Below are 19,158 nucleotides of genomic sequence, written 5' to 3'. Positions count from 1 at the left end.
ACGTAAAGGCGGACAACCGCCCAAGAATAGCAAGAAAGAGGCTTCAGCCTTGACACAAATGCCACAGACGCCCCTGCTGGACCGGGTCCAATATCCTTCCGACCTGCGAAAGCTGGAGGACCGGGAATTGCCGCAGCTCGCCCGCGAAGTCCGCGATGAGATGATCGATGCGGTATCGCGCACCGGCGGACATCTTGGCGCCGGCCTCGGCGTGGTCGAGCTGACCATTGCAATCCACAGCGTCTTCAATACGCCGAACGACCGCCTCATCTTCGATGTCGGGCACCAGTGTTATCCGCACAAGATCCTGACCGGGCGCCGCGACCGCATTCGCACGCTGCGCCAGGAAGGCGGTCTTTCCGGCTTCACGCGCCGAGCCGAGAGCGAATACGATCCCTTCGGCGCCGCGCACTCCTCGACATCCATTTCGGCCGGTCTGGGCATGGCGGTTGCCGCCGAGCTCGATAATACCGACCGCCGCGTGATCGCCGTCATCGGCGACGGCGCCATGTCGGCCGGCATGGCCTATGAAGCTCTGAACAATGCCGGCGCGCTCGATGCGCGGCTAATCGTTATCCTCAACGACAACGACATGTCGATTGCCCCGCCGACGGGAGCGATGAGCGCCTATCTCGCGCGCCTCGCCTCCGGCCGCACCTATATGGGCTTCCGGGACTTTGGAAAGAAACTGACCGCCTATCTCGGCAAGAAGGTTGACCGCGCCATCACCCGGGCGGTCGAGCACGCACGGGGCTATGTGACCGGTGGCACCATGTTCGAGGAAATGGGCTTCTACCATATCGGCCCGATCGACGGCCATTCCTTCGAGCATCTGCTTCCGGTGCTGCGCAATGTGCGCGACAATGCACAGGGCCCGGTGCTGATCCATGTCGTGACGCAGAAGGGCAAGGGCTATGCGCCCGCCGAGGCGGCCGCAGACAAATATCATGGCGTCAACAAGTTCGACGTCATCACGGGTGCACAGACGAAAGTGAAGCCGAATGCGCCAAGCTACACAAGCGTCTTTGCGGACGCTTTGGTGCAGGAGGCGACCCTCGATGACAAGATCGTCGGCATTACCGCTGCCATGCCGAACGGCACCGGCCTCGACAAGCTGCAGGAATTCTTTCCGAAGCGCTGTTTCGACGTCGGTATCGCCGAGCAGCATGCCGTGACCTTCGCTGCCGGCCTCGCCGCCGAAGGTTACAAGCCCTTTGCTGCCCTTTACTCCACCTTCCTGCAACGCGCCTATGACCAGGTGGTGCATGATGTGGCGATCCAGGGCCTGCCGGTGCGCTTCCCGATCGACCGCGCCGGCTTCGTCGGCGCCGATGGCCCCACGCATGCCGGCTCGTTCGACACCGCTTTCCTGGCCACCCTGCCCGGTTTCGTCGTCATGGCCGCGGCCGATGAGGCGGAACTTAAGCATATGGTGCGCACAGCCGCCGCCTATGATCTCGGCCCCATTTCCTTCCGCTATCCACGCGGTGAAGGCGTCGGCGTCGATCTGCCGGAGCGCGGTCAGATTCTCGAAATCGGCAAGGGTCGCGTCATCAAGCAGGGCACGAAGGTCGCCCTGCTCTCCTTCGGTACGCGCCTGGCCGATAGCCTTGCCGCCGCCGAAGATCTGGACGCTGCCGGGCTTTCGACGACGGTTGCGGACGCACGCTTCGCCAAGCCGCTCGACCACGATCTCATCCGCCAGCTTGCCGCCCATCACGAGATCCTGATCACCATCGAGGAAGGCTCGGTCGGCGGTTTCGGCAGTCAGGTCATGCAGTTCCTTGCCAATGAAGGTCTGCTCGACAGCGGCCTGAAAATTCGCTCGCTGGTCATGCCCGATATCTGGATGGAACAGGCCAAGCCCGAGGCCATGAATGCCATGGCAGGCCTCGATCGTGCCGGCATCGTGCAAACGGTATTCCGTGCGCTCGGCCGCGGCCGCATCGTTGGAGCAGCGGGATAAGACGCGAAATTAGACAGCGCGCCTAAGCCTGCCTGATCCCAAGTATCTTCGCATATCAGGCATTGAGTGCATTGAAGACCGCTACGCGGTCTCGACCTTCTGCCTTCGCCCGATAGAGGGCAGAATCAACATTCTTCAGCAGCGTCACGCGCGTTGCGCCATCATGCGGCGCGAGGGCCGCGCCGATGCTGAGCCTCGCAAAAACGGATACTCCATCGACTGCGAAGGGCGTTCTGAAAGCGGCGAGCAGCCGCTCGGACAGGGACACAAGCGCATGCTTGTCAGGCGAATCCGGGACGAATATCGCAAACTCGTCGCCGCCCATGCGCACGACGATGTCGTCCGCGCGGAGGACCGAACGGATACGCAGCGATGCCTCGCACAGAACTTCGTCGCCGACATTGTGACCGAAGCGATCGTTGATCGATTTGAAGCCGTCCATGTCGAGATAGAGGACGCCGAAATTGCCGCCTTTCGTGATGGCAGTGCTCAATGCACCGTCAACGATAGATTCCAGCGCCGACCGATTGAAGAAACGGGTCAGCGGATCGGTCATAGCCGCCGCGCGCAGATCATTCTCGGCTATTCCCATCAGCAAGTTCGTTTTCTGCAGACGCAGAAGCGCGCTTGCGATCTGGGCAAAGCGCCTCAGACTTTGCTCCTCACTCGAGGAAAACTGCCTCGGCCTCTGATCGAGGATGCAGAAGGCTCCTACCGGCAAACCGTTCTCCAGTCGCACTGGAGCGCCTGCATAAAAGCGAAAATAGGGATCATCGAGAACAAAGGGGGCAGCCTTCAGCTCCGGTTCTTCCATAAGGTCCGGAAGGACCAGCAGTTCGTCATCGAAAACCACCCGCGTGCAGATCGACATATCGCGCGAACATTCGGCGATCTTCAGCCCCGCCTGGCCTGCTATGCGTTGCCAGTCCTCGTCGATAATGTTGATTGCCGCATAGGGTGTCTCGAACACGCCTCTTGCCAATTCGGCGAGGGTCGCAAGCTCCGGCGTCGGACTGCTATGAACTCCATTCAGGGAGCGCACGGCCAAAAGTCTCTGTGTCTCATTGGCCGGAACTCGGACGAGCTGCCCCATTCAGATCTCCCTCAGCATCACCATGCGTTCTATAACAAGGAGGTTCGCCGCCCACGGCAACCCTGCCGCTGATCAAATATTTAATAAATCTTGACCAAAGGATGGTCCGCCGAGAAGCAGACGATAGCCAGGAGCCTTTTCCTCAAGAAAAGAGCGCTCCAGCGACAGCGCGCTGCCCCAAAGTCGGACAGGTCGCTGAAAATGATGCTCTTCTGAAAGCTGTGAAAAGAGCGGCCCGCCGCAAAGGGACGGGCCGCCGATAGGTCTACGAGGGTAATTCGCCGTGAAAGCCTCCGGGGGGCGCCACGAAGCCGCCGTGGAGCGATCAGAATTCTTCCCAATCATCCCTTGCGGCGGCAGCGTTAGCACTTGTCTTTCCGGCAAAAGCCTGGGCAATGGTGCGGCCCAGGGCGCGAGCCGGAGAGGCTGCGGGTTTAGAACGCGCCGTCGCAGCAATGGGCCTGGCGGGTGCAGCCTTGGCGGTATTGCCGAGACGGAACTGCTGAAGCAGCTCGTTGAGTGCTGCAGCTTCGCGGGCGAGCGCATGGCTGGCCGCCGTCTGCTCCTCAACCATGGCGGCATTCTTCTGCGTGCCTTGATCCATGTTGTTGACGGCGGTGTTGATCTCCTGCAAGCCAGTCGACTGTTCGCGGGTCGCAGTCACGATTGCGCCGACATGGCGGTTGATCTCCTGCACCTCGGATACGATCAGTTCCAGCGCCTTGCCGGTCTCGCCGACCAGCGACACACCGGTATTGACCTGATCGCTCGACGTCGTGATCAGCGACTTGATTTCCTTGGCGGCATTGGCCGAGCGCTGCGCAAGCTCGCGTACTTCCTGGGCAACGACCGCAAAGCCCTTGCCTGCATCCCCGGCACGGGCGGCCTCGACGCCGGCATTCAGCGCCAGAAGATTGGTCTGGAACGCGATGTCGTCGATGACGCTGATGATGTTGCTGATCTCGCCCGAGGATTTTTCGATCTGCTGCATGGCCGAAACGGCTTTGCGAACCACTTCGCCCGACCGTTCCGCGCCGAGGCGGGCGCGTTCGACGAGATGGCCGACATCCTCGGCGCGCTTGGCGGAGTCGCGAACCGTGATCGTGACCTCTTCCAGTGCTGCGGCAGTCTCCTCGACGGCGGCGGCCTGCTGCTCGGTGCGGTGCGCCAGATCGTCGGCGGCCGAACGGATTTCGTCAGCACCGGCATTGATGGCGGAGGCATTTTGGCCAACGGACCGCAAGGCCGCTTCGAGCTTTTCGACCGCATTGTTGAAATCGGCGCGGACGCTGTCGAACTGCGGCGCGAGGCTATCATTAAGACGGGTTGCGACATTGCCCGACGACAGGGCCGCGAGGCCGCTGGCGAGCGCTTCCATGGCGAAACGGATTTCGCCCTCTTCACGCGCCTTCTGCTCGTCGTTCATCAGGCGCTGACGTTCGGCGTCGCCACGCATACGCTCGGTCTCGCCGGCAAGACGCAGCTTCTCGATGCCAGCCTGCTTGAAGACGAGGACGGCATCCGCCATGCGGCCGATTTCATCGCCGCGGCCAACAGCCGGGACTTCAACGTCATGCTCGCCGTTTGCCAGACGGCCCATGGCCGCCGTCATGCCGACGATTGGACGGACAATAATGCGCGAAAGCAGCCAGGCAAGTACAGCGGCGGCAAGCGAGGCGAAGACGCCGCCGATGATGAGGGTCAAGCGCAGATCGCCATTGGCATCGTCCTGCATGGCTGCGAGACTGCTTGCCTTGGCGCGCGCAGCCTGCTTGATCTTGGCGGCGGCATCGCGAAAGCCGTCAAGCTGGCCCTTGGTTTCGTTCTGACCGATCTTGACGATCTGGTCGAGCGGCATCTCGGTTTCCTTACGGGCCTTGGCCTGCGGCTCCGCGAGCTGGTGGAAATAGAGATCGGCCGCCTTCTGCATGTTGTCGATCGCTTGCAGCAGATCCGGCGAATCGGCAGCCGACAGCTTTGCAGCAGCGATACTCTTCAGCATCCGCTCGCGATTGTTGAAGATATCGTCATAGGTGCTGTTGCTGCGCAGAAGCAGAAAGCCCCGCAGATTGACGGCCTGTTCCAACATGGCCTGTAGCGAATCATCGATCAGGCTGACGAGCTGCTGCGACCTTTCCTGCTCGACGGCAGCACCGGCGGAAACCTCTTGCTTGGAATAGACGAATGCGGAAACGCAGGCGAAAATGGCAATCAGGGCCGTAAATGTGATGGCAAGCTTGCCATTCAAAGAGAGCTTTTTCGCGGACATAAGCGGGCGCCTCCGGAGCGCAGGTCCTGGCGAGCATGATTAAGGACCGCGCGAGGAAGAGGCGCGGCTATGCTCGAAGAATTCAGGGAGGGGGCATGATTGGGACGCTGACGCGCGAAGCCTTCATGGCAGGCGGCGATCTTGAAACGGATCGCCGCAATCACGGGCATCAATAGAGGCTTCGGCTTTAAATTTATTTAATTTGAGAGACAGTGAGTGCACCGCTAGTTCACGGCAGCTGCAGCTAGGATCAGGATATCCAGGTCGTGCTCCGGGTAAAAATCCTGCGCCGTCATCTGGAATGTCGTCGCGCCGATCTTCTTCACATTCGTACCGCAAAAGCTGATGTAGTTTTCAGGACTGCCCTTATCGACCGTCAACTCGAAATGCTTGATCGGACCGGACCAGTTGGCTCCGGTCGTCAGCACATAGGAGATCCAGCTCTCCGTATAGCCGCGGCCACCCTTGTCGGCCACCGCGGCAAGTTTCACCGCCGTCTTCAGAAAAGTCTCGTCGAGACAATATTTACCACGATAGGCCTGGAGCTGCTGCTTCTGGTAATCTTCGTCGCCGGCGAAGGTGATGGCGACCGTGCCGCCGACACTTGGCTTGTAGCGATGCTCGACCGCAATCTTCGCCTTGGCCGGAAATTTCGTACGCCACCAATAGGTGGTATGCAGCGTCCACATCGGCGTCGGATGATGCTTCATGCCCTGGCCGTCATTGTCGTATTCGTCGTCGGCGATCAAACCGCGGGCAGTCCAGTCCTCGAGTAGATCGACGGGCAGCTTGGCGACGGCATCCATGGCCGCCTTGCTGAGCGGCAGCAGCGACACGCCATGAGCCTTCAATTCATCCGTCATGTCGACGCCGGCCACCGATACGCGCTGCTGCAGGGTCGGCGTAATAGCCTTACCATCCTGGGTCACAGTGAAGCCGAGGAAATTGTCGGAATCAACATTTCCCGTATCGACCATGCTGTCTATGTCACCCTTGATATCGGGCATCGGGAAGGCGACGACGCTTTCGACATCCTTGTCGGAGGTGTTTTCGAATACGTAATCGACGCGCACTTCGGTCTGCGAGATGAACAGTTTTTCCTGATCCATGCTGATATCGCCAGTGCGGACATAGGCAAGACCACCCGTCTTCAGCTCGGCCATCGTATCATTTGCCATAGCCGGAACGGCGATCGTCGCCATCAGCGCTGCATAGCCACAGATATTTCGCATGGTGCCCCTCACCGTTGATGTCGGCGATTATCGCCTGTCGCAATCCTGCGTCAACGCCGATATCAGCATAAAAGGCTTGCAACACAGCCGATTGCCCGGCATGGACAGCCCATGTCAGAACCACAACGCCTCGACCAGCTTCTCGTCACCCTTTCGCTCTTCGCCAGCCGCTCGCGCGCTCGCGATGCGATCCAGCGCGGCACGGTCACCGTGAACGGCAAGATCGTGACGAAGCCCGGGGCACTCTTCACCGAAGACGCACAGATCAGCATCGACGATCCGGCGCAGGATTATGTTTCCCGCGCGGCGCTGAAGCTGGTGGCGGCGCTTGATCATTTCGACCTCGATCCGCGCGGACAGCATTGTCTCGATGTCGGCGCATCGACCGGTGGTTTCACCGAGGTGCTGCTTGAGCGAGGCGCTGCCCATGTCACGGCGATCGACGTCGGCCACGACCAGATGCATCCGCGCGTAGAAGCCGATCCGCGCGTGACCAATATCGAAGGGCTGAATGCGCGCAATCTGACCGCCGGGGATATAGGCGAGCCCTTCTCCTTCGTCGTTTCCGATGTCTCGTTCATTTCGCTCAAGCTCGCTCTCGCGCCGGCGCTTGCGCTTGCCGAACCGGGCGCGCGGGCGGCACTGCTCGTAAAACCGCAATTCGAGGCGGGCCGCGATGCGATCGGCAAGGCGGGTCTCCTGAAGGACCCCTCCTCCGCTCCGGCTGTGGCGGCCGAACTCGAGCGCTGGTTCACCGAAGACATGGGCTGGCAAAGCCTCGGCCTCATCGCCTCGCCGATTACAGGCGGCGACGGCAACCAGGAATTTCTTCTCGCAGGGATCAAGCCATGAGCACTGAAACCGTCACCATCCAGAAGCTCGGCGCCCAGGGCGACGGCATCGCGCAGGGCGCCGATGGACCGATCTATGTACCCTTCACGCTGCCGGGCGAAAGCGTCGCCATCGCGCGGGTGAAGAGCCAGGGCACGCTGATGTCGGTCGCGTCCGCCTCGCCGGATCGCCAGGAGCCACACTGTCGGCACTTCGGCCCGCATGGCGTCAACGGCGCCTGCGGCGGCTGCACCCTGCAGCATTATGCCGATGCGCCCTATCGCGCCTTCAAGCGCCAGCTCGTCGTCGACGCGCTTCGCTCCAAGGGCCTGACGCCCGAGGTGGACGATATCGTCGCCGCGCATCCGGGCGAGCGGCGCAGGGTCGTCTTCGCCGCGCGCAAGACTGAAAAGGATATGCTGATCGGCTTCAATCAAGCCGAAAGCCACCATATCGTCGCCATCGAGGAATGTCCCATCGCCTCGGCCGGCATCATGGCCCGCCTGCCAGCGATCAAGACGATCGCCGCTGCAATGGCCGTCAATGCCGAAGCCTTCCGCATTTCCGTGTTGGAAACGCAGACCGGCCTCGATCTTGCGGTCGATGGCATCAAGTCGCTTTCGGACAAGCAGCGCCGCAGCACCATCGAAACGGTTCTGTCGCTTCGCGGCATCGCCCGTGTTTCACTGAACGGCGAAATCCTGGTCGAACCGGTAAAGCCGATGATCGATTTCGGTGGCATTCAGGTTGCGCCGCCACCTGGGGCCTTCACGCAGGCGACCAAGCAGGCCGAGGACGCCATGGCCGAGCTGGTGGCAACCCATGTCGGCAAGGCAAAGCGCATTGCCGATCTCTTCGCCGGCAGCGGCACCTTCTCGCTTCGCCTGGCGCGGATCGGCCGCGTGCATGCGGTGGAAAGCGAGGAAAAGCCGCTCGTGGCACTGGACCAAGCAGCGCGCACGACACAAGGGCTGAAGCCCGTCAGCGTCGAGCGCCGCGATCTCTTTCGCCGACCGCTGATGACGCAGGAACTGAAGGTCTACGACGCCGTCGTGTTCGACCCGCCGCGCGCCGGCGCGGAATTTCAGAGCAAGGAACTGGCTCGATCGCAGGTCAAGAAGATCGTCGCCGTCTCCTGCAACCCGCTGACCCTCGCCCGTGACCTCGCTATCCTCGTCGAGGGCGGCTACCGCATTACCCGGGTAACGCCGATCGACCAGTTCCTGTGGACCTCGCATGTCGAGGTGGTTGCGGCGCTGGAGAAGTAAGCCTTCACCGCTTCATGAAGGCCTCGAAAGCCGCGCGGGCTTCGGCGCTTTTCAGTTGGGCGGCGAAATGCTCGGCCTCTTTCTGGATGTGGTCGAGGACGGCATCCGGAGGTCCCCGCATCAGGTCGCGTGCGATCCGAAGGGCCTCGGGCGGCTTGGCGGCGAGTTTTGCGGCCAGAGACAGCGTTTCAGCCTCCACCGCGTCGGGTGACGTCACCTTCCAGATCAGGCCGGCTTCCTTGGCGTCAGCAGCGGAAAGGCCTTCGCCGAGCGCAAGCAGTGCGAAGGCGCGTTGATGGCCCATGGCGCGCGGTGCAAGCAGGCTCGAGGCCGCTTCGGGAACCAGCGCAAGATCGACGAAGGGTGTCTTGAACAGGCTGCGATCGGAGGCAACAGTCAGATCGCAATGCAGATGGATCGTGGTGCCGATGCCGATCGCCAGGCCGTCGACGCCGGAGACGACGGGTTTCTTCGTGCTTGCCAGTGCGACGAGAAAATCAATGACTTCGCGCCCCATATTGCCGCTCATGGCGAAAGCGAGGAAATCGGCGAGATCATTGCCGGCAGAGAAGCAGCCTTCCGTGCCCAGGAAGGCATGGACGCGGATATCCGGCGCAGCTTCCGCCGCGTTCAGCGCGTCGGTCATCGTCTGATACATGGCGCGGGTGATGGCGTTCTTCTTTTCCGGCCGGTTGAACCGGATGATCTGGATATGCGGCGCGGACTCGGGGCGTTCGATGAGGATGTGGTCGGTCATGGCTTTCCCTTAGGCTAGAGCATGATGCCGAAAAGTGTGAGCGGTTTTCGGACGACATCATGCTCTACTTCTTTGATTCTAGGGCGGATTCAGATTTTAGGTCGAATAGACCTAAAATCATCCGACTCTAGTGCGGCGCGGGCGGCTTCGAGGCTGGATGCGCCGGCGATGACCCGATCGGAGAGAGCGGCAGTCTCGGCTAGGAGGTTTTCGGCAACGAAGCGGCAGAGTGCGATGCGCTTAGGCCCCTCGCCGTCGCCTGCATCGGCAAGGCCACCCTTTGCCAGATAAGAGCCTGTTAGCACGAGGCCGAAAAGCCGCTGGTAAGGCGTGGCGCCCGCCAGAGCTTCGACAACGGCGCCCTCTGCCTGTTTCGACAGGAGCCATTCGCTCGTCTTTTCCAGATCGGCAATGGCCGCCTGTAGCCGCGGCGCCGTTTCGCCGAAACCATCCAGATTGGACTTGGCGACGGAATCGGCGATCTCGCGCAGTTCGGTCATGAAGCCGCGCATGTGGTCGCCGTTGGCGATCGTCAGCTTTCGCGTCACCAGATCGATGGCCTGGATGCCGTTCGTGCCCTCGTAGATCGGTGCGATGCGCGCGTCCCGCAGCAGGCGCGCGGCGCCTGTCTCCTCGATAAAGCCCATGCCGCCGTGGATCTGGATGCCAAGCGAAGCGACATCAACGCCGGCATCGGTGGAGAAGGACTTGGCAATCGGCGTCAGCAATGCGGCACGCTCCTGCCAATATTTTGCTCTCTCGGGATCGCGATGCGACATGTCGATCGCCTGCGCACAGGCGTAGCAGATTGCACGCGAGCCCTGCGTCAATGCCTTCATCGTCAGCAGCATGCGGGCGACATCGGGATGTTCGATGATCGGGCTCATGCCCGAGGATGTCGTACCCGGCGCGCGGCCCTGGGTGCGCTCCCTGGCATAGGCGATAGCCTTCTGGGTTGCCGCTTCGGCAATCGCCACGCCCTGGATGCCGACAGCCAATCTGGCATTGTTCATCATCGTGAACATGCAGGCGAGGCCTTTGTTCTCCTCACCCACCAGCCAGCCGACGGCGCCCTTTTCGGCTCCATATTTGCCATCGCCGTAGATCATCGTGCAGGTCGGTGAACCATGGATGCCGAGCTTATGTTCCAGCGAATGCACGAAAAGATCGTTGCGGGCACCGAGCGAGCCGTCCTCATTCACAAGGAATTTCGGCACGAGAAACAGCGAAATGCCACGCGTGCCGGCAGGCGCATCCGGAAGGCGGGCGAGGACGAAATGGATGATATTGTCGGCTGCCTCGTGATCGCCCCAGGTGATGAAAATCTTCTGGCCGAAGATACGATAGGTGCCATCATCGCGGCGTTCGGCGCGGGTGCGCAAAGCGCCGACATCGGAACCGGCCTGCGGCTCGGTTAGGTTCATCGTACCGGACCATTCACCGGAAACGAGCTTTGCGAGATATGTCTTCTTGAGATCGTCGCTGCCGTGGGCGTGCAAGGCCTCGATCGCTCCCATGGTCAACGTCGGGGCAAGACCGAAGGCCATGGAGGCGGAATTCCACATTTCCAGGGTCGCTATGTTCAGCATGTGCGGCAGGCCTTGACCGCCGAACTCCTCCGGTGCGGTAAGGCCGTTCCACCCCCCGGCGATCCAATCGCGATAGAGCTTTTCCCAGCCATCGGGAAGGACCACCTTGCCATCCACCAGCCTTGCGCCTTGCTTGTCACCGTTCTCTGCGAGCGGCTCCACCGCCTCACCGGCGAAACGCCCCGCTTCCGACAGGATAGCGTCGACAAGATCGGTGCCGAGATCGCCGAGAATGCCCTCTTCCATTGCGCGTTCCATGCCCGCGACATGCTTCAGCGTGAATGCGATTTCTTCGACTGGCGCCTTGTACATGCTGCTTCCTCCGCACTTTTGCTGACAATGAGCCGCCTCACCCGGATCATCGATGATATTCTGGTTACAGCTAGTTTATTTTTACGTAAACGTCAATTTTCTCGAGCCGCGGAAATGTTGATTTCCACCCCCACCCCTCGCTTTCAGTTAGGTCTTAAGCGCCGCATCGCTGTGACAGCGCCGCCAATGTCCGCGATTATTCCATCGGACCTCGGACTTGCATAAACAACCGTCATGAATGAAGACTATGGCAACTGTTCAGACAAAGCGAACGATGCCCCCATGAACACGCTCACGTCAGTCAATATCATACCCGGTTTTATCTGGGCATACCGTCTCCGTTCCGGTGCAGCAAAGCCGGAGCGTCTGCCCGACGATACCCATCGCTCGACTCTCTTCAGCGATGACGGTTTTCTCTGGCTGCATCTCAATCTCGTCGATGCGCGCGTACCCGCCTTTCTCGAGGATGCACCCGGATTGAACGAAGCCGCCCGCATCGCTCTGACCACGCATGAGACCCATGCGACCATTACGGTCGACGAGCAGATGCTTTTCGGCACGTTGGTCGATTTCCAGCGAGACTTCGCCCACAATACACACGATATCGGCTGGCTGCATTTTGCCCTCACCGATCGCATGCTGATCACTACCCGGCTGCAGCCGCTGCGCAGCCTCGACCGGACCCGTGTGCTGATCGAGAAGAATGCTGCGCGATTTTCAGGCCCGATCGATATCTTCGAGCTGATCGTCGTCGAATTTCAGCGAACGCTGATCTCGGTCGTCATCGAGATTAGCGAAGAGTTGAATGCCATCGAGGATTTCGTGCACGGCAATACGACACACGACGAGCGTGCCAAGCTGCCGCCCATCCGCCGGACCATCGTGCGTCTGCATCGCCATCTGCGCACCGTTCTCTCGCTGATGCGCCATGCCGCCGCCTCGGACGATGAGGAAATGCCGCTCGGCTTCGAGGATGTCGCTGGCCGGCTGACGGGGCGCCTCGAAGCGGTCGAACACGACGTCTATGCGCTGCAGGAACGGGCGAGGCTGTTGCACGAAGAAATCGATTCCAAGCTCGCCTCCGAGATCAATCGGCATCTCTATATCCTGTCGATCATGACAGCGTTTCTGCTGCCGCCGACGCTGGTGACAGGCTTCTTCGGCATGAATACATCGGGGCTGCCGCTGGCGGGTGGAGCGAGCGGTACGGGATATGCGGTTGGCTTCATCATCGCCTCCATACTGCTGGCATGGTGGCTGCTCAAGCGGGTCAATATTCTCTGACGTCAAAGCATGAAAAAGCCGCCCGGCGGGAAATCGGACGGCTGGCATTGGCAGTTCTGGAAGCGCCGCTTAGAAATACGGCGAGTAGCACTGACGGCGCGGGCCGGAGTTCGGCTGGAACGTATTGTCGTAAGCGCGGTAGGAACGATAGCGTCCCTCGCACCATTCGACATGACGCGGATTGATGCCGGCGCTCGGGGCCGGAGCCGGCTCGTAATAGCGCGGCTGGCTGGCAATCGCACCGCCGATCAGCGCGCCTGCGCCGAAGGCTGCCAGCGGAAACCAATAGCCGTCATGATAGCGATAACCATGACGATAGCCGCCGCGATAACCGCGGTAGCCGCCATACCAGCCGCGGCGATAGTAACCACCATGACGCCACTGCACCTGTTCGACATTATCAGACGCGGCCTGGGTGGGCGCGGACTGTTTTACGACCGGTGCGGCGAGCATCTGCATGGCGAAAGACGGTGTGAAGCTCGTCAGGGCGACGGCAGCAGTCAAGGCGGCTGTCGCGATTTTTGCACGGAAACCAAGCATTTTCATCTCCATTCCCTGGTTCGGCTTGCTACTCAAGCCTGTAAGCGTTTCATGTCGGGAATGCTTCCCGAGCAAGGTTTCGCTGCCTGCTTCGTCGCATATCCGAATAGACGACAAGAAACGCTGCAGCGCGTTATTTAGTTCCTCAAATCCCTACCGATTTAAGGAGTTACGGGGGGCTCCACGATGAATTTATAGTGATTGCTTTCTTAACCCAAGATTAACCAGCAATCCTTACTATTATTTCATGAAAGGATACCGAAAGAGTAACCTCCTCATTTACGGCTTGCTGACGATCCTGGCCCTAATGGGGCCGGTCTCCAAGCCCTCGGCCGGTGAAAGCCAGCCGTGGGGCGACCCCAAAAACGCCCTGATTGTCGACGCTTACGAGCTGAACACTATCGACTGGGCCGCATTCCTGCAGGACAAGCGGATTGCCGGTTTCATCTCAAAGGCGTCCGACGGACTTCCTGAAAGCTTCAGTTGCACCGGCGACCATGGCGGCGACACCGTGGCTCATTGCAGGACGATGTGGCGCAAATACGCCGTCAGCCGTGAGCTGTTTCAAACGCGCCGCATGCTGGCAAAATCGAATGGCCTGTTATGGGGCGCCTATCATCTTGGGCGGCCCGGCAATCCGATCGACCAAGCCAATCATTTTCTCGATTATGCCGATCCGCAACCCGATGAGCTGATGGTGCTCGACATCGACGGCATGGATGCGACGCAATTCATGTCGCTCGACGACGCGCAGATCTATGTCGCCCACATCAAGGTCAGAACCGGCCGCTATCCCATTCTCTACGTCAATCACAACACGGCGCGATACATAGCCGACCACCGGGGCACCTATCCGCTGCTGTCGCGGCTGCCCTTGTGGTATGCGCGCTACAAGCCGGATGTCAAAGGTACTTTCCCACTCGGCAACTGGGACAATTATGCCATCTGGCAGTTTGCTTCGTCGGACAATTGCTCGGAGAAAAGCTGCCCCTATCGGGTCCCGGGCACGCTTACCGATATCGACGTCAACGTCGTGCCGATGACAAAGGTCCAGCTCGCAAGGATCTGGCCGCAGGGCGATCTCCTGCCGGCGAAACCGCTGCCCGCGCCGGACCTGACGATCGCGCTCGCACAGATGTGCAGTGGGCCGCGGCAGATGCTCGTTTCCCTCATGCTCGAGATCGACCCCGTCGTCACGGCCTCGACCCCGCAAACCAAGCCGGTCGAGATTAATGAGCTGAACTACCAGGATTTCTAGAGCGTGATGCCGAAAAGTGTGGGCGGTTTTCGAACGACATCATGCTCTACTTCTTTGGCGCTAGAGCGGATTCAGATTTTAGGTCGAATAGACCTAAAATCATCCGGCTCTAGGCCTCGATCTGCACATCCGTCTTCGGGCGCGAGCAGCAGGCGAGGATGTAACCCTCGTCGATCTCATCATCAAGGATGCCGCCGTTGTGGCTCATCTCAACTTCGCCCGAAAGCTTCATGACCCGGCATGTGCCGCAGAGGCCGGATTCGCAGGCGGCGCCGATGCGCACGCCGGCGCCCCGCGCCGCCTGAAGCACGGTCTGGCCCGCCGCACAGGCCACATCCTTGCCCGCCATCGTGAAGCGGATCGTGGTTGCCGCCTCGCCGGAAGCATCGTCAGAGACTTCCGCAAGCGGTGTCGCCGCATTGGCCGGCTGGAAGCTTTCCTGATGGTAGCGTGACATGTCGAAGCCATGCGCTTCGAGCATCGAGCGCACGGCATCCATGAAGACTTCCGGGCCGCAGCAGAAGATGGTGCGATCCATGAAATCGGGCGCCAGCAGACCGATCTTCGCCTTGTCGATGCGGCCCTTCAGCCCCGACCAGAGATCGGTGCGGCCGCAGCCTTCGACGATGAAGCCGAGATCGAGGTTCGGCATGAAGCGGGCGAGATATTCGAGCTCGGAGCGGAAGATGATGTCCGTCGGGCTGCGCGAGCAATTGACGAAAGTAATGTCAGACAATGGTGCTATGTCCGACATATACCGCGTCATCGACATCATCGGCGTGATGCCGGAGCCGGCCGAGACGAAGAGATATTTCTCGCCCGGATGACGGATGTGGCTGAAATCGCCGAGCGGGCCGAAAGCCTTGATGCGCATGCCCGGCTTCAGGTTCTCGAACATCCAGCGCGTGCCGATGCTATCTTTCTGCGCCTTCACCGTCACGGCGACCGAGAAGGGCCGCGACGGCGTGGACGACAGGGTATAGGTGCGCATGACCGGCTCCGGAGCCGCCGGCAGCTCCAGCGTCACGAACTGGCCCGGCAGATAGCGGAACCAGTTGTCCTTATCGGACCCGAAGGTGAAGGTCATCACATCGGGCGCTTCGGGCGTGACTGAGAGACATTCGAGCAGATGCTGCCTGTCGCTCCAAGGCTGCATTTGGTCGAGATGGCGATGCGGAAGGGAGACGGCCATGTTCATGCTCAGGCAACCGCCGACAGCTTGGCCTGGTCGCCTTGCAGCCGGTTGATCATGAAAGTCGTGTACCATTCGACGAACTGCATGACGCCGCCTTCATGGATTTCCGAATAGGGACCGGGCTCATAGGCCGGCGAGCGGATGCCGAAGGCATTTTCCTCGACGATCCGGCGGTCCTGATCGTTGGTTTCGGTCCAGACGTGTGTCAGTTCCTCGAGATTGTAGTCGACGCCTTCGACCGCATCCTTGTGAACGAGCCACTTCGTGGTGACGGCCGTTTCCTCGGCGCTGATCGGCAGGACACGGAAGGAAATCGCGTGGTCGCCGAGCATGTGGTTCCACGTCGTCGGATAGTGGAAGAGCAGCATAGTGCCGATGCCGTTGATCGTCACGTCGGGCGAGAGCGGCCGCCTGACGGCATTCTGGCCGGACATGGTGTAGCTTTCGGCGCCTTCGATCAGCGGCATACGGGCAGTGCGGAACTGTCCGTCCGGCGAGATCTTGAATTCGCTTGGCAGGCCTGCGGCTTCGCAGCGCGCCCAGTGCTCGGTGATGACGGGATCGCTCATCGCGCCCTGCACGCCGGTAACCGTCGGAGCTTCCGGGAAGGTGCGGCACAGTTCGGGGTGATTGGCCGCACAGTGATAGCACTCGCGGTTGTTTTCCCAGACGAGCTTCCAGTTGCCCTTTTCGATAATGGTGCTCTGGAAGGCGACCTTGGCTTCGCTGATACGATGCGGGGCCATGTAGGGCTCGATCGTGGCGCGAACCGGTGCGAAATCGGGAGCGTTCTGCGCGAGGCAGATGAAAATGTAGCCGCCGACACTTTCGCAGTGAACCGGCTTCAGCGAATACTGGCTCTTGTCGAAATCCTCCGCCATCTGTCGGGCAAAGAGCAGCGAGCCGTCGAGTTCGTAGGTCCACTGGTGATACGGGCAGACGAGCTTTGCCGACGATCCGCGCTCGGTCGTGCAGACGCGCGAGCCGCGGTGACGGCAGCTATTGTGGAAGGCGCGGATGACCTGATCGCGGCCACGGACGATGACGACGGGATAATCACCGATCTGGACGGTGAAGTAATTGCCCGCACGCGGCACTTCGCAATCATGGCCGATGAACAGCCAGTCGCGATAGTAGATCGTCTCCATGTCGAGCTTGAAGTATTCCGGATCAGTGTAGAAGGGTTGCTCCAGGCTGAAACCCGTCCGGTGGTTCTTCAGTTGCCGCAGAACTTTGCTGCCGATATCCATTTGCCTATCCTTGCGCAATACCGGAAGACGAGCAGAGGACATGCAAGGCCGTTGGGAACGGCCGAAAGCAATCCCCCGACCGCCCGCCGCGGTCAGTAAACCATATGTGCCCAAGGCTGGTTTCCGGGCTCTGGAGCGGCCCTGTTGCCAGGACCCCATGGCACCTTCCCAGACCGATCGGCCCAGTGGCTTTATCCGCCATGCCTCACTCCACCACCGTTGCGGGGGCAGCGCCGGATTTTGACCGGCTTCCCAATTCTCCGTCTCCCTAGCAGACGGCACCTTGAGATTGATATCATCATAGCTCTCGGCCGCGTCTGCCGCTGCGCTGCAATGCGACATCGGCTTCGAATTTGACGACAGGTGAAACCGGACGATAGGACGGTTGCATGGTGTGAGAATATTGACAGGCAATTCAATTACTTGGGCGCTTGCATCGGAGATGGTCAAAGCATCGCATATCCATTCCGCCAATGACGCTTTATCCTGATTGCGACAGGTCAGCGAATGGCCGGCAATCAGGGGAACAATTGGGCGGCAGAAAGCGCCAACGGAGCCGCTATCGGGGCGCCTTCAATCCGGCACGATCAAGCTCGGCTCAAGCTCCGTGGTTCATCATGTCACCAAAGAGTTTTATAGCGAGATCCGGCATGGCCAAACTCAGATATTTCGACGCTGGGAAGCCCGCCGAGCCCGAACCGGCGCAGCCGGTATCGACGACGGGGTACACCGAATTCCTGCGCACCGGCCGTATCAACCGGAACAGGCCGCATTGGCTGGCGGAAGAGCGGGAATACCTCACCCACGAACAGGTGGCCGAACGCACGGCGCTGAAGCTCAGGGACGCCGGCGAGAAGACCCACGACCGGCTCAACAATTTCCATAGGTCCATCCGCTTCCCGAAGCTCATCTTTCATCACACGCTGAAGGACACGCCGCATCTCGGCTATTGCCACGTTACAGCGGCGCGGACGCAGTTCGCGCATTATGAGGACGTGAACTGGGCTTTCTATATCGCCAATTTCTTTGCCCGGATCGGCCAGGAAGCGAACTTCTTCGAAGACATCAGCCTCAAATATTCGCGGATGTATTTCGCTGTCGCGATCCATCCGGACAAGGAAGCCGAAGACAAGAAGCTGACGATCAACCGCGATGTCAGAGGCAACGGCGTGCTGTTCCACACTCACGATCCGCAGATCGCCATCCGCAATGTTCTTCTCCTAGGCGCCCGTAACGAGCAGCTCCGCGACATCATTCGCCAGCTTTGACGATTGATCCGAAAACTCGAAGAGCATAGAAACGGCCTGAACTGCAAGCAGGCAGGCCATGGCACGACACATAGACATTCTCGAACATCCGCAAACGGCAATAGAAGTGGCGACGGCGACCCTTGCCGAGGGTCTGCCGATCGGGCTGCCGACAGAGACGGTCTACGGCCTTGCCGCCGATGCCACCAATCCTGCCGCCATTACCCGGATCTACGAGACGAAGGGCCGCCCGCGCTTCAATCCGCTGATCTGCCATATGAGCGATCTCGCCATGGCCGAGCGCTATGCGGTCTTCGACCCCATCTCGCGCAAGCTCGCGGAAGCCTTCTGGCCCGGGCCGCTGACGCTGGTGCTGCCGCTCAAGCCCGATAGCGGCATCCATCCGCTGGCAACCGCCGGCCTCGACACGGTCGGCATCCGCGTGCCCCAGGGCTTTGCCGGCGAGCTGATCCGCGCCTTTGATCGGCCGCTCGCAGCACCGAGCGCCAATACCTCGGGCAAGATCAGCGCCACCAGCGCCGATCACGTGGACGACGATCTCGGAGAACGGATCACGCTCATCCTCGACGCCGGGGCTTCGGTCGTCGGCGTGGAGTCGACGATCGTCAAGGTTGAGGATGGCGAGATGCGCCTGCTGCGACCCGGTGGGCTGGCGGCAAGCGAGATCGAGCGGGTGGCCGGCAAGGCACTGAAGCGCAAGAAGAAGGCTTCCGCTGCCATCGAGGCGCCAGGCATGCTTGCTTCGCATTATGCGCCGGGAGCGGCGGTGCGGCTCGACGCCACGGAGGTTTCCGCAAGCGAGGCGCTGATTCGCTTCGGCACGCCAAACATTCCCGGCAGCGAGAACGCCGTTGCCGTGCTGGATCTGAGCACCACTGGCGATCTCGCCGAAGCCGCTGCAAACCTCTTCGATTTCATGAAGCGCGCCGATGCCACCGGTGCAACGACAATTGCCTTTTCGCATATTCCCGACGAGGGCCTCGGCGAGGCTATCAACGACCGGCTGCGCCGCGCGGCCGCGCCCAGAGACTAAATCGGCCCGACAC

The 19,158-nt window shown here is 60.6% G+C and carries 15 protein-coding genes and 1 riboswitch; of the genes, 7 read left to right on the top strand and 8 right to left on the bottom strand.

All coding sequences use genetic code 11. The features are described from left to right. Positions 1-49: 49 nt before the first annotated feature. A complete protein-coding gene (dxs, locus tag ACK83U_RS02565; protein WP_112335476.1) occupies positions 50-1,966 on the top strand; it encodes a 1-deoxy-D-xylulose-5-phosphate synthase in 1,917 nt (638 codons plus the stop codon). A 55-nt stretch (positions 1,967-2,021) separates the two neighbouring features. Here dxs and ACK83U_RS02560 read toward each other — a convergent pair whose 3' ends face one another. The 3 genes from ACK83U_RS02560 to ACK83U_RS02550 form a co-directional block, all read right to left on the bottom strand. Further along, positions 2,022-3,059, bottom strand: a complete 1,038-nt coding sequence (locus tag ACK83U_RS02560) for a sensor domain-containing diguanylate cyclase (protein ID WP_112397997.1) — start codon at positions 3,057-3,059, stop codon at positions 2,022-2,024. Between the two features lie 325 nt (positions 3,060-3,384). Next, complete coding sequence (locus ACK83U_RS02555) at positions 3,385-5,328, bottom strand: methyl-accepting chemotaxis protein (RefSeq protein WP_112605985.1); 1,944 nt, start codon at positions 5,326-5,328, stop codon at positions 3,385-3,387. A 224-nt stretch (positions 5,329-5,552) separates the two neighbouring features. Continuing rightward, positions 5,553-6,560, bottom strand: coding sequence for a DUF4424 domain-containing protein (locus ACK83U_RS02550; protein WP_112605988.1), 1,008 nt, complete (start codon positions 6,558-6,560; stop codon positions 5,553-5,555). 111 nt (positions 6,561-6,671) lie between these two features. On the opposite strand from ACK83U_RS02550, the gene ACK83U_RS02545 reads away from it, so the two are divergent. Further along, entirely contained in the window at positions 6,672-7,412 is a 741-nt protein-coding gene (locus ACK83U_RS02545; RefSeq protein WP_112605991.1) for a TlyA family RNA methyltransferase, read from the top strand. After that, a complete protein-coding gene (locus ACK83U_RS02540; RefSeq protein WP_112605994.1) occupies positions 7,409-8,659 on the top strand; it encodes a class I SAM-dependent RNA methyltransferase in 1,251 nt (416 codons plus the stop codon). The genes ACK83U_RS02545 and ACK83U_RS02540 overlap by 4 nt, the downstream gene beginning before the upstream one ends. A gap of 4 nt (positions 8,660-8,663) precedes the next feature. On the opposite strand, the gene ACK83U_RS02535 is transcribed toward ACK83U_RS02540, so the two are convergent. Next, the gene (locus tag ACK83U_RS02535; RefSeq protein WP_112605997.1) at positions 8,664-9,416 is read right to left on the bottom strand and encodes a crotonase/enoyl-CoA hydratase family protein; all 753 of its coding nucleotides are present in this window, start codon (positions 9,414-9,416) and stop codon (positions 8,664-8,666) included. An 89-nt stretch (positions 9,417-9,505) separates the two neighbouring features. Continuing rightward, entirely contained in the window at positions 9,506-11,317 is a 1,812-nt protein-coding gene (locus ACK83U_RS02530) for an acyl-CoA dehydrogenase (protein ID WP_112606000.1), read from the bottom strand. Positions 11,318-11,599: 282 nt separating this feature from the next. Here ACK83U_RS02530 and ACK83U_RS02525 point away from each other — a divergent pair, with 282 nt between their 5' ends. Next, a complete protein-coding gene (locus ACK83U_RS02525) occupies positions 11,600-12,601 on the top strand; it encodes a transporter (RefSeq protein ID WP_112606095.1) in 1,002 nt (333 codons plus the stop codon). Between the two features lie 69 nt (positions 12,602-12,670). Here ACK83U_RS02525 and ACK83U_RS02520 read toward each other — a convergent pair whose 3' ends face one another. Then, positions 12,671-13,141, bottom strand: coding sequence for a BA14K family protein (locus ACK83U_RS02520; protein WP_112606003.1), 471 nt, complete (start codon positions 13,139-13,141; stop codon positions 12,671-12,673). Between the two features lie 247 nt (positions 13,142-13,388). Between ACK83U_RS02520 and ACK83U_RS02515 the strand changes: the two genes are divergently transcribed. Beyond that, the gene (locus ACK83U_RS02515; protein WP_112606006.1) at positions 13,389-14,399 is read left to right on the top strand and encodes a GH25 family lysozyme; all 1,011 of its coding nucleotides are present in this window, start codon (positions 13,389-13,391) and stop codon (positions 14,397-14,399) included. Positions 14,400-14,508: 109 nt separating this feature from the next. On the opposite strand, the gene ACK83U_RS02510 is transcribed toward ACK83U_RS02515, so the two are convergent. Then, the gene (locus ACK83U_RS02510) at positions 14,509-15,597 is read right to left on the bottom strand and encodes a hybrid-cluster NAD(P)-dependent oxidoreductase (RefSeq protein WP_112606009.1); all 1,089 of its coding nucleotides are present in this window, start codon (positions 15,595-15,597) and stop codon (positions 14,509-14,511) included. A gap of 2 nt (positions 15,598-15,599) precedes the next feature. After that, positions 15,600-16,844 carry an aromatic ring-hydroxylating oxygenase subunit alpha gene (locus ACK83U_RS02505; protein ID WP_112606012.1) on the bottom strand — a complete coding sequence of 415 codons (1,245 nt, stop codon included), beginning with the start codon at positions 16,842-16,844 and terminating at the stop codon, positions 15,600-15,602. A 96-nt stretch (positions 16,845-16,940) separates the two neighbouring features. Further along, a riboswitch (cobalamin riboswitch) is annotated at positions 16,941-17,145 on the bottom strand. A gap of 349 nt (positions 17,146-17,494) precedes the next feature. Here ACK83U_RS02505 and ACK83U_RS02500 point away from each other — a divergent pair. Then, the gene (locus ACK83U_RS02500) at positions 17,495-18,112 is read left to right on the top strand and encodes a DUF6656 family protein (RefSeq protein WP_112606015.1); all 618 of its coding nucleotides are present in this window, start codon (positions 17,495-17,497) and stop codon (positions 18,110-18,112) included. A gap of 58 nt (positions 18,113-18,170) precedes the next feature. Then, positions 18,171-19,145 (top strand): L-threonylcarbamoyladenylate synthase, encoded by a 975-nt coding sequence (locus tag ACK83U_RS02495; RefSeq protein ID WP_112606018.1) that lies wholly within the window; start codon positions 18,171-18,173, stop codon positions 19,143-19,145. The last annotated feature ends 13 nt before the right edge of the window (positions 19,146-19,158 follow it).

The sequence above is a fragment of the Rhizobium sp. WW22 genome, from assembly GCF_047041135.1.
Lineage (GTDB): Bacteria > Pseudomonadota > Alphaproteobacteria > Rhizobiales > Rhizobiaceae > Rhizobium.
Note: the sequence above shows the minus strand (reverse complement) of the source record. Positions and strands in the feature narration are given on the sequence as shown.

Coding starts and splice junctions, on each gene's coding strand:
- ACK83U_RS02560 (WP_112397997.1), bottom strand. CDS start 3,059: ATGGGGCAGCTCGTCCGAGTTCCGGCCAATGAGACACAGAGACTTTTG.
- ACK83U_RS02555 (WP_112605985.1), bottom strand. CDS start 5,328: ATGTCCGCGAAAAAGCTCTCTTTGAATGGCAAGCTTGCCATCACATTT.
- ACK83U_RS02550 (WP_112605988.1), bottom strand. CDS start 6,560: ATGCGAAATATCTGTGGCTATGCAGCGCTGATGGCGACGATCGCCGTT.
- ACK83U_RS02545 (WP_112605991.1), top strand. CDS start 6,672: ATGTCAGAACCACAACGCCTCGACCAGCTTCTCGTCACCCTTTCGCTC.
- ACK83U_RS02540 (WP_112605994.1), top strand. CDS start 7,409: ATGAGCACTGAAACCGTCACCATCCAGAAGCTCGGCGCCCAGGGCGAC.
- ACK83U_RS02535 (WP_112605997.1), bottom strand. CDS start 9,416: ATGACCGACCACATCCTCATCGAACGCCCCGAGTCCGCGCCGCATATC.
- ACK83U_RS02530 (WP_112606000.1), bottom strand. CDS start 11,317: ATGTACAAGGCGCCAGTCGAAGAAATCGCATTCACGCTGAAGCATGTC.
- ACK83U_RS02525 (WP_112606095.1), top strand. CDS start 11,600: ATGAACACGCTCACGTCAGTCAATATCATACCCGGTTTTATCTGGGCA.
- ACK83U_RS02520 (WP_112606003.1), bottom strand. CDS start 13,141: ATGCTTGGTTTCCGTGCAAAAATCGCGACAGCCGCCTTGACTGCTGCC.
- ACK83U_RS02515 (WP_112606006.1), top strand. CDS start 13,389: ATGAAAGGATACCGAAAGAGTAACCTCCTCATTTACGGCTTGCTGACG.
- ACK83U_RS02510 (WP_112606009.1), bottom strand. CDS start 15,597: ATGAACATGGCCGTCTCCCTTCCGCATCGCCATCTCGACCAAATGCAG.
- ACK83U_RS02505 (WP_112606012.1), bottom strand. CDS start 16,844: ATGGATATCGGCAGCAAAGTTCTGCGGCAACTGAAGAACCACCGGACG.
- ACK83U_RS02500 (WP_112606015.1), top strand. CDS start 17,495: ATGGCCAAACTCAGATATTTCGACGCTGGGAAGCCCGCCGAGCCCGAA.
- ACK83U_RS02495 (WP_112606018.1), top strand. CDS start 18,171: ATGGCACGACACATAGACATTCTCGAACATCCGCAAACGGCAATAGAA.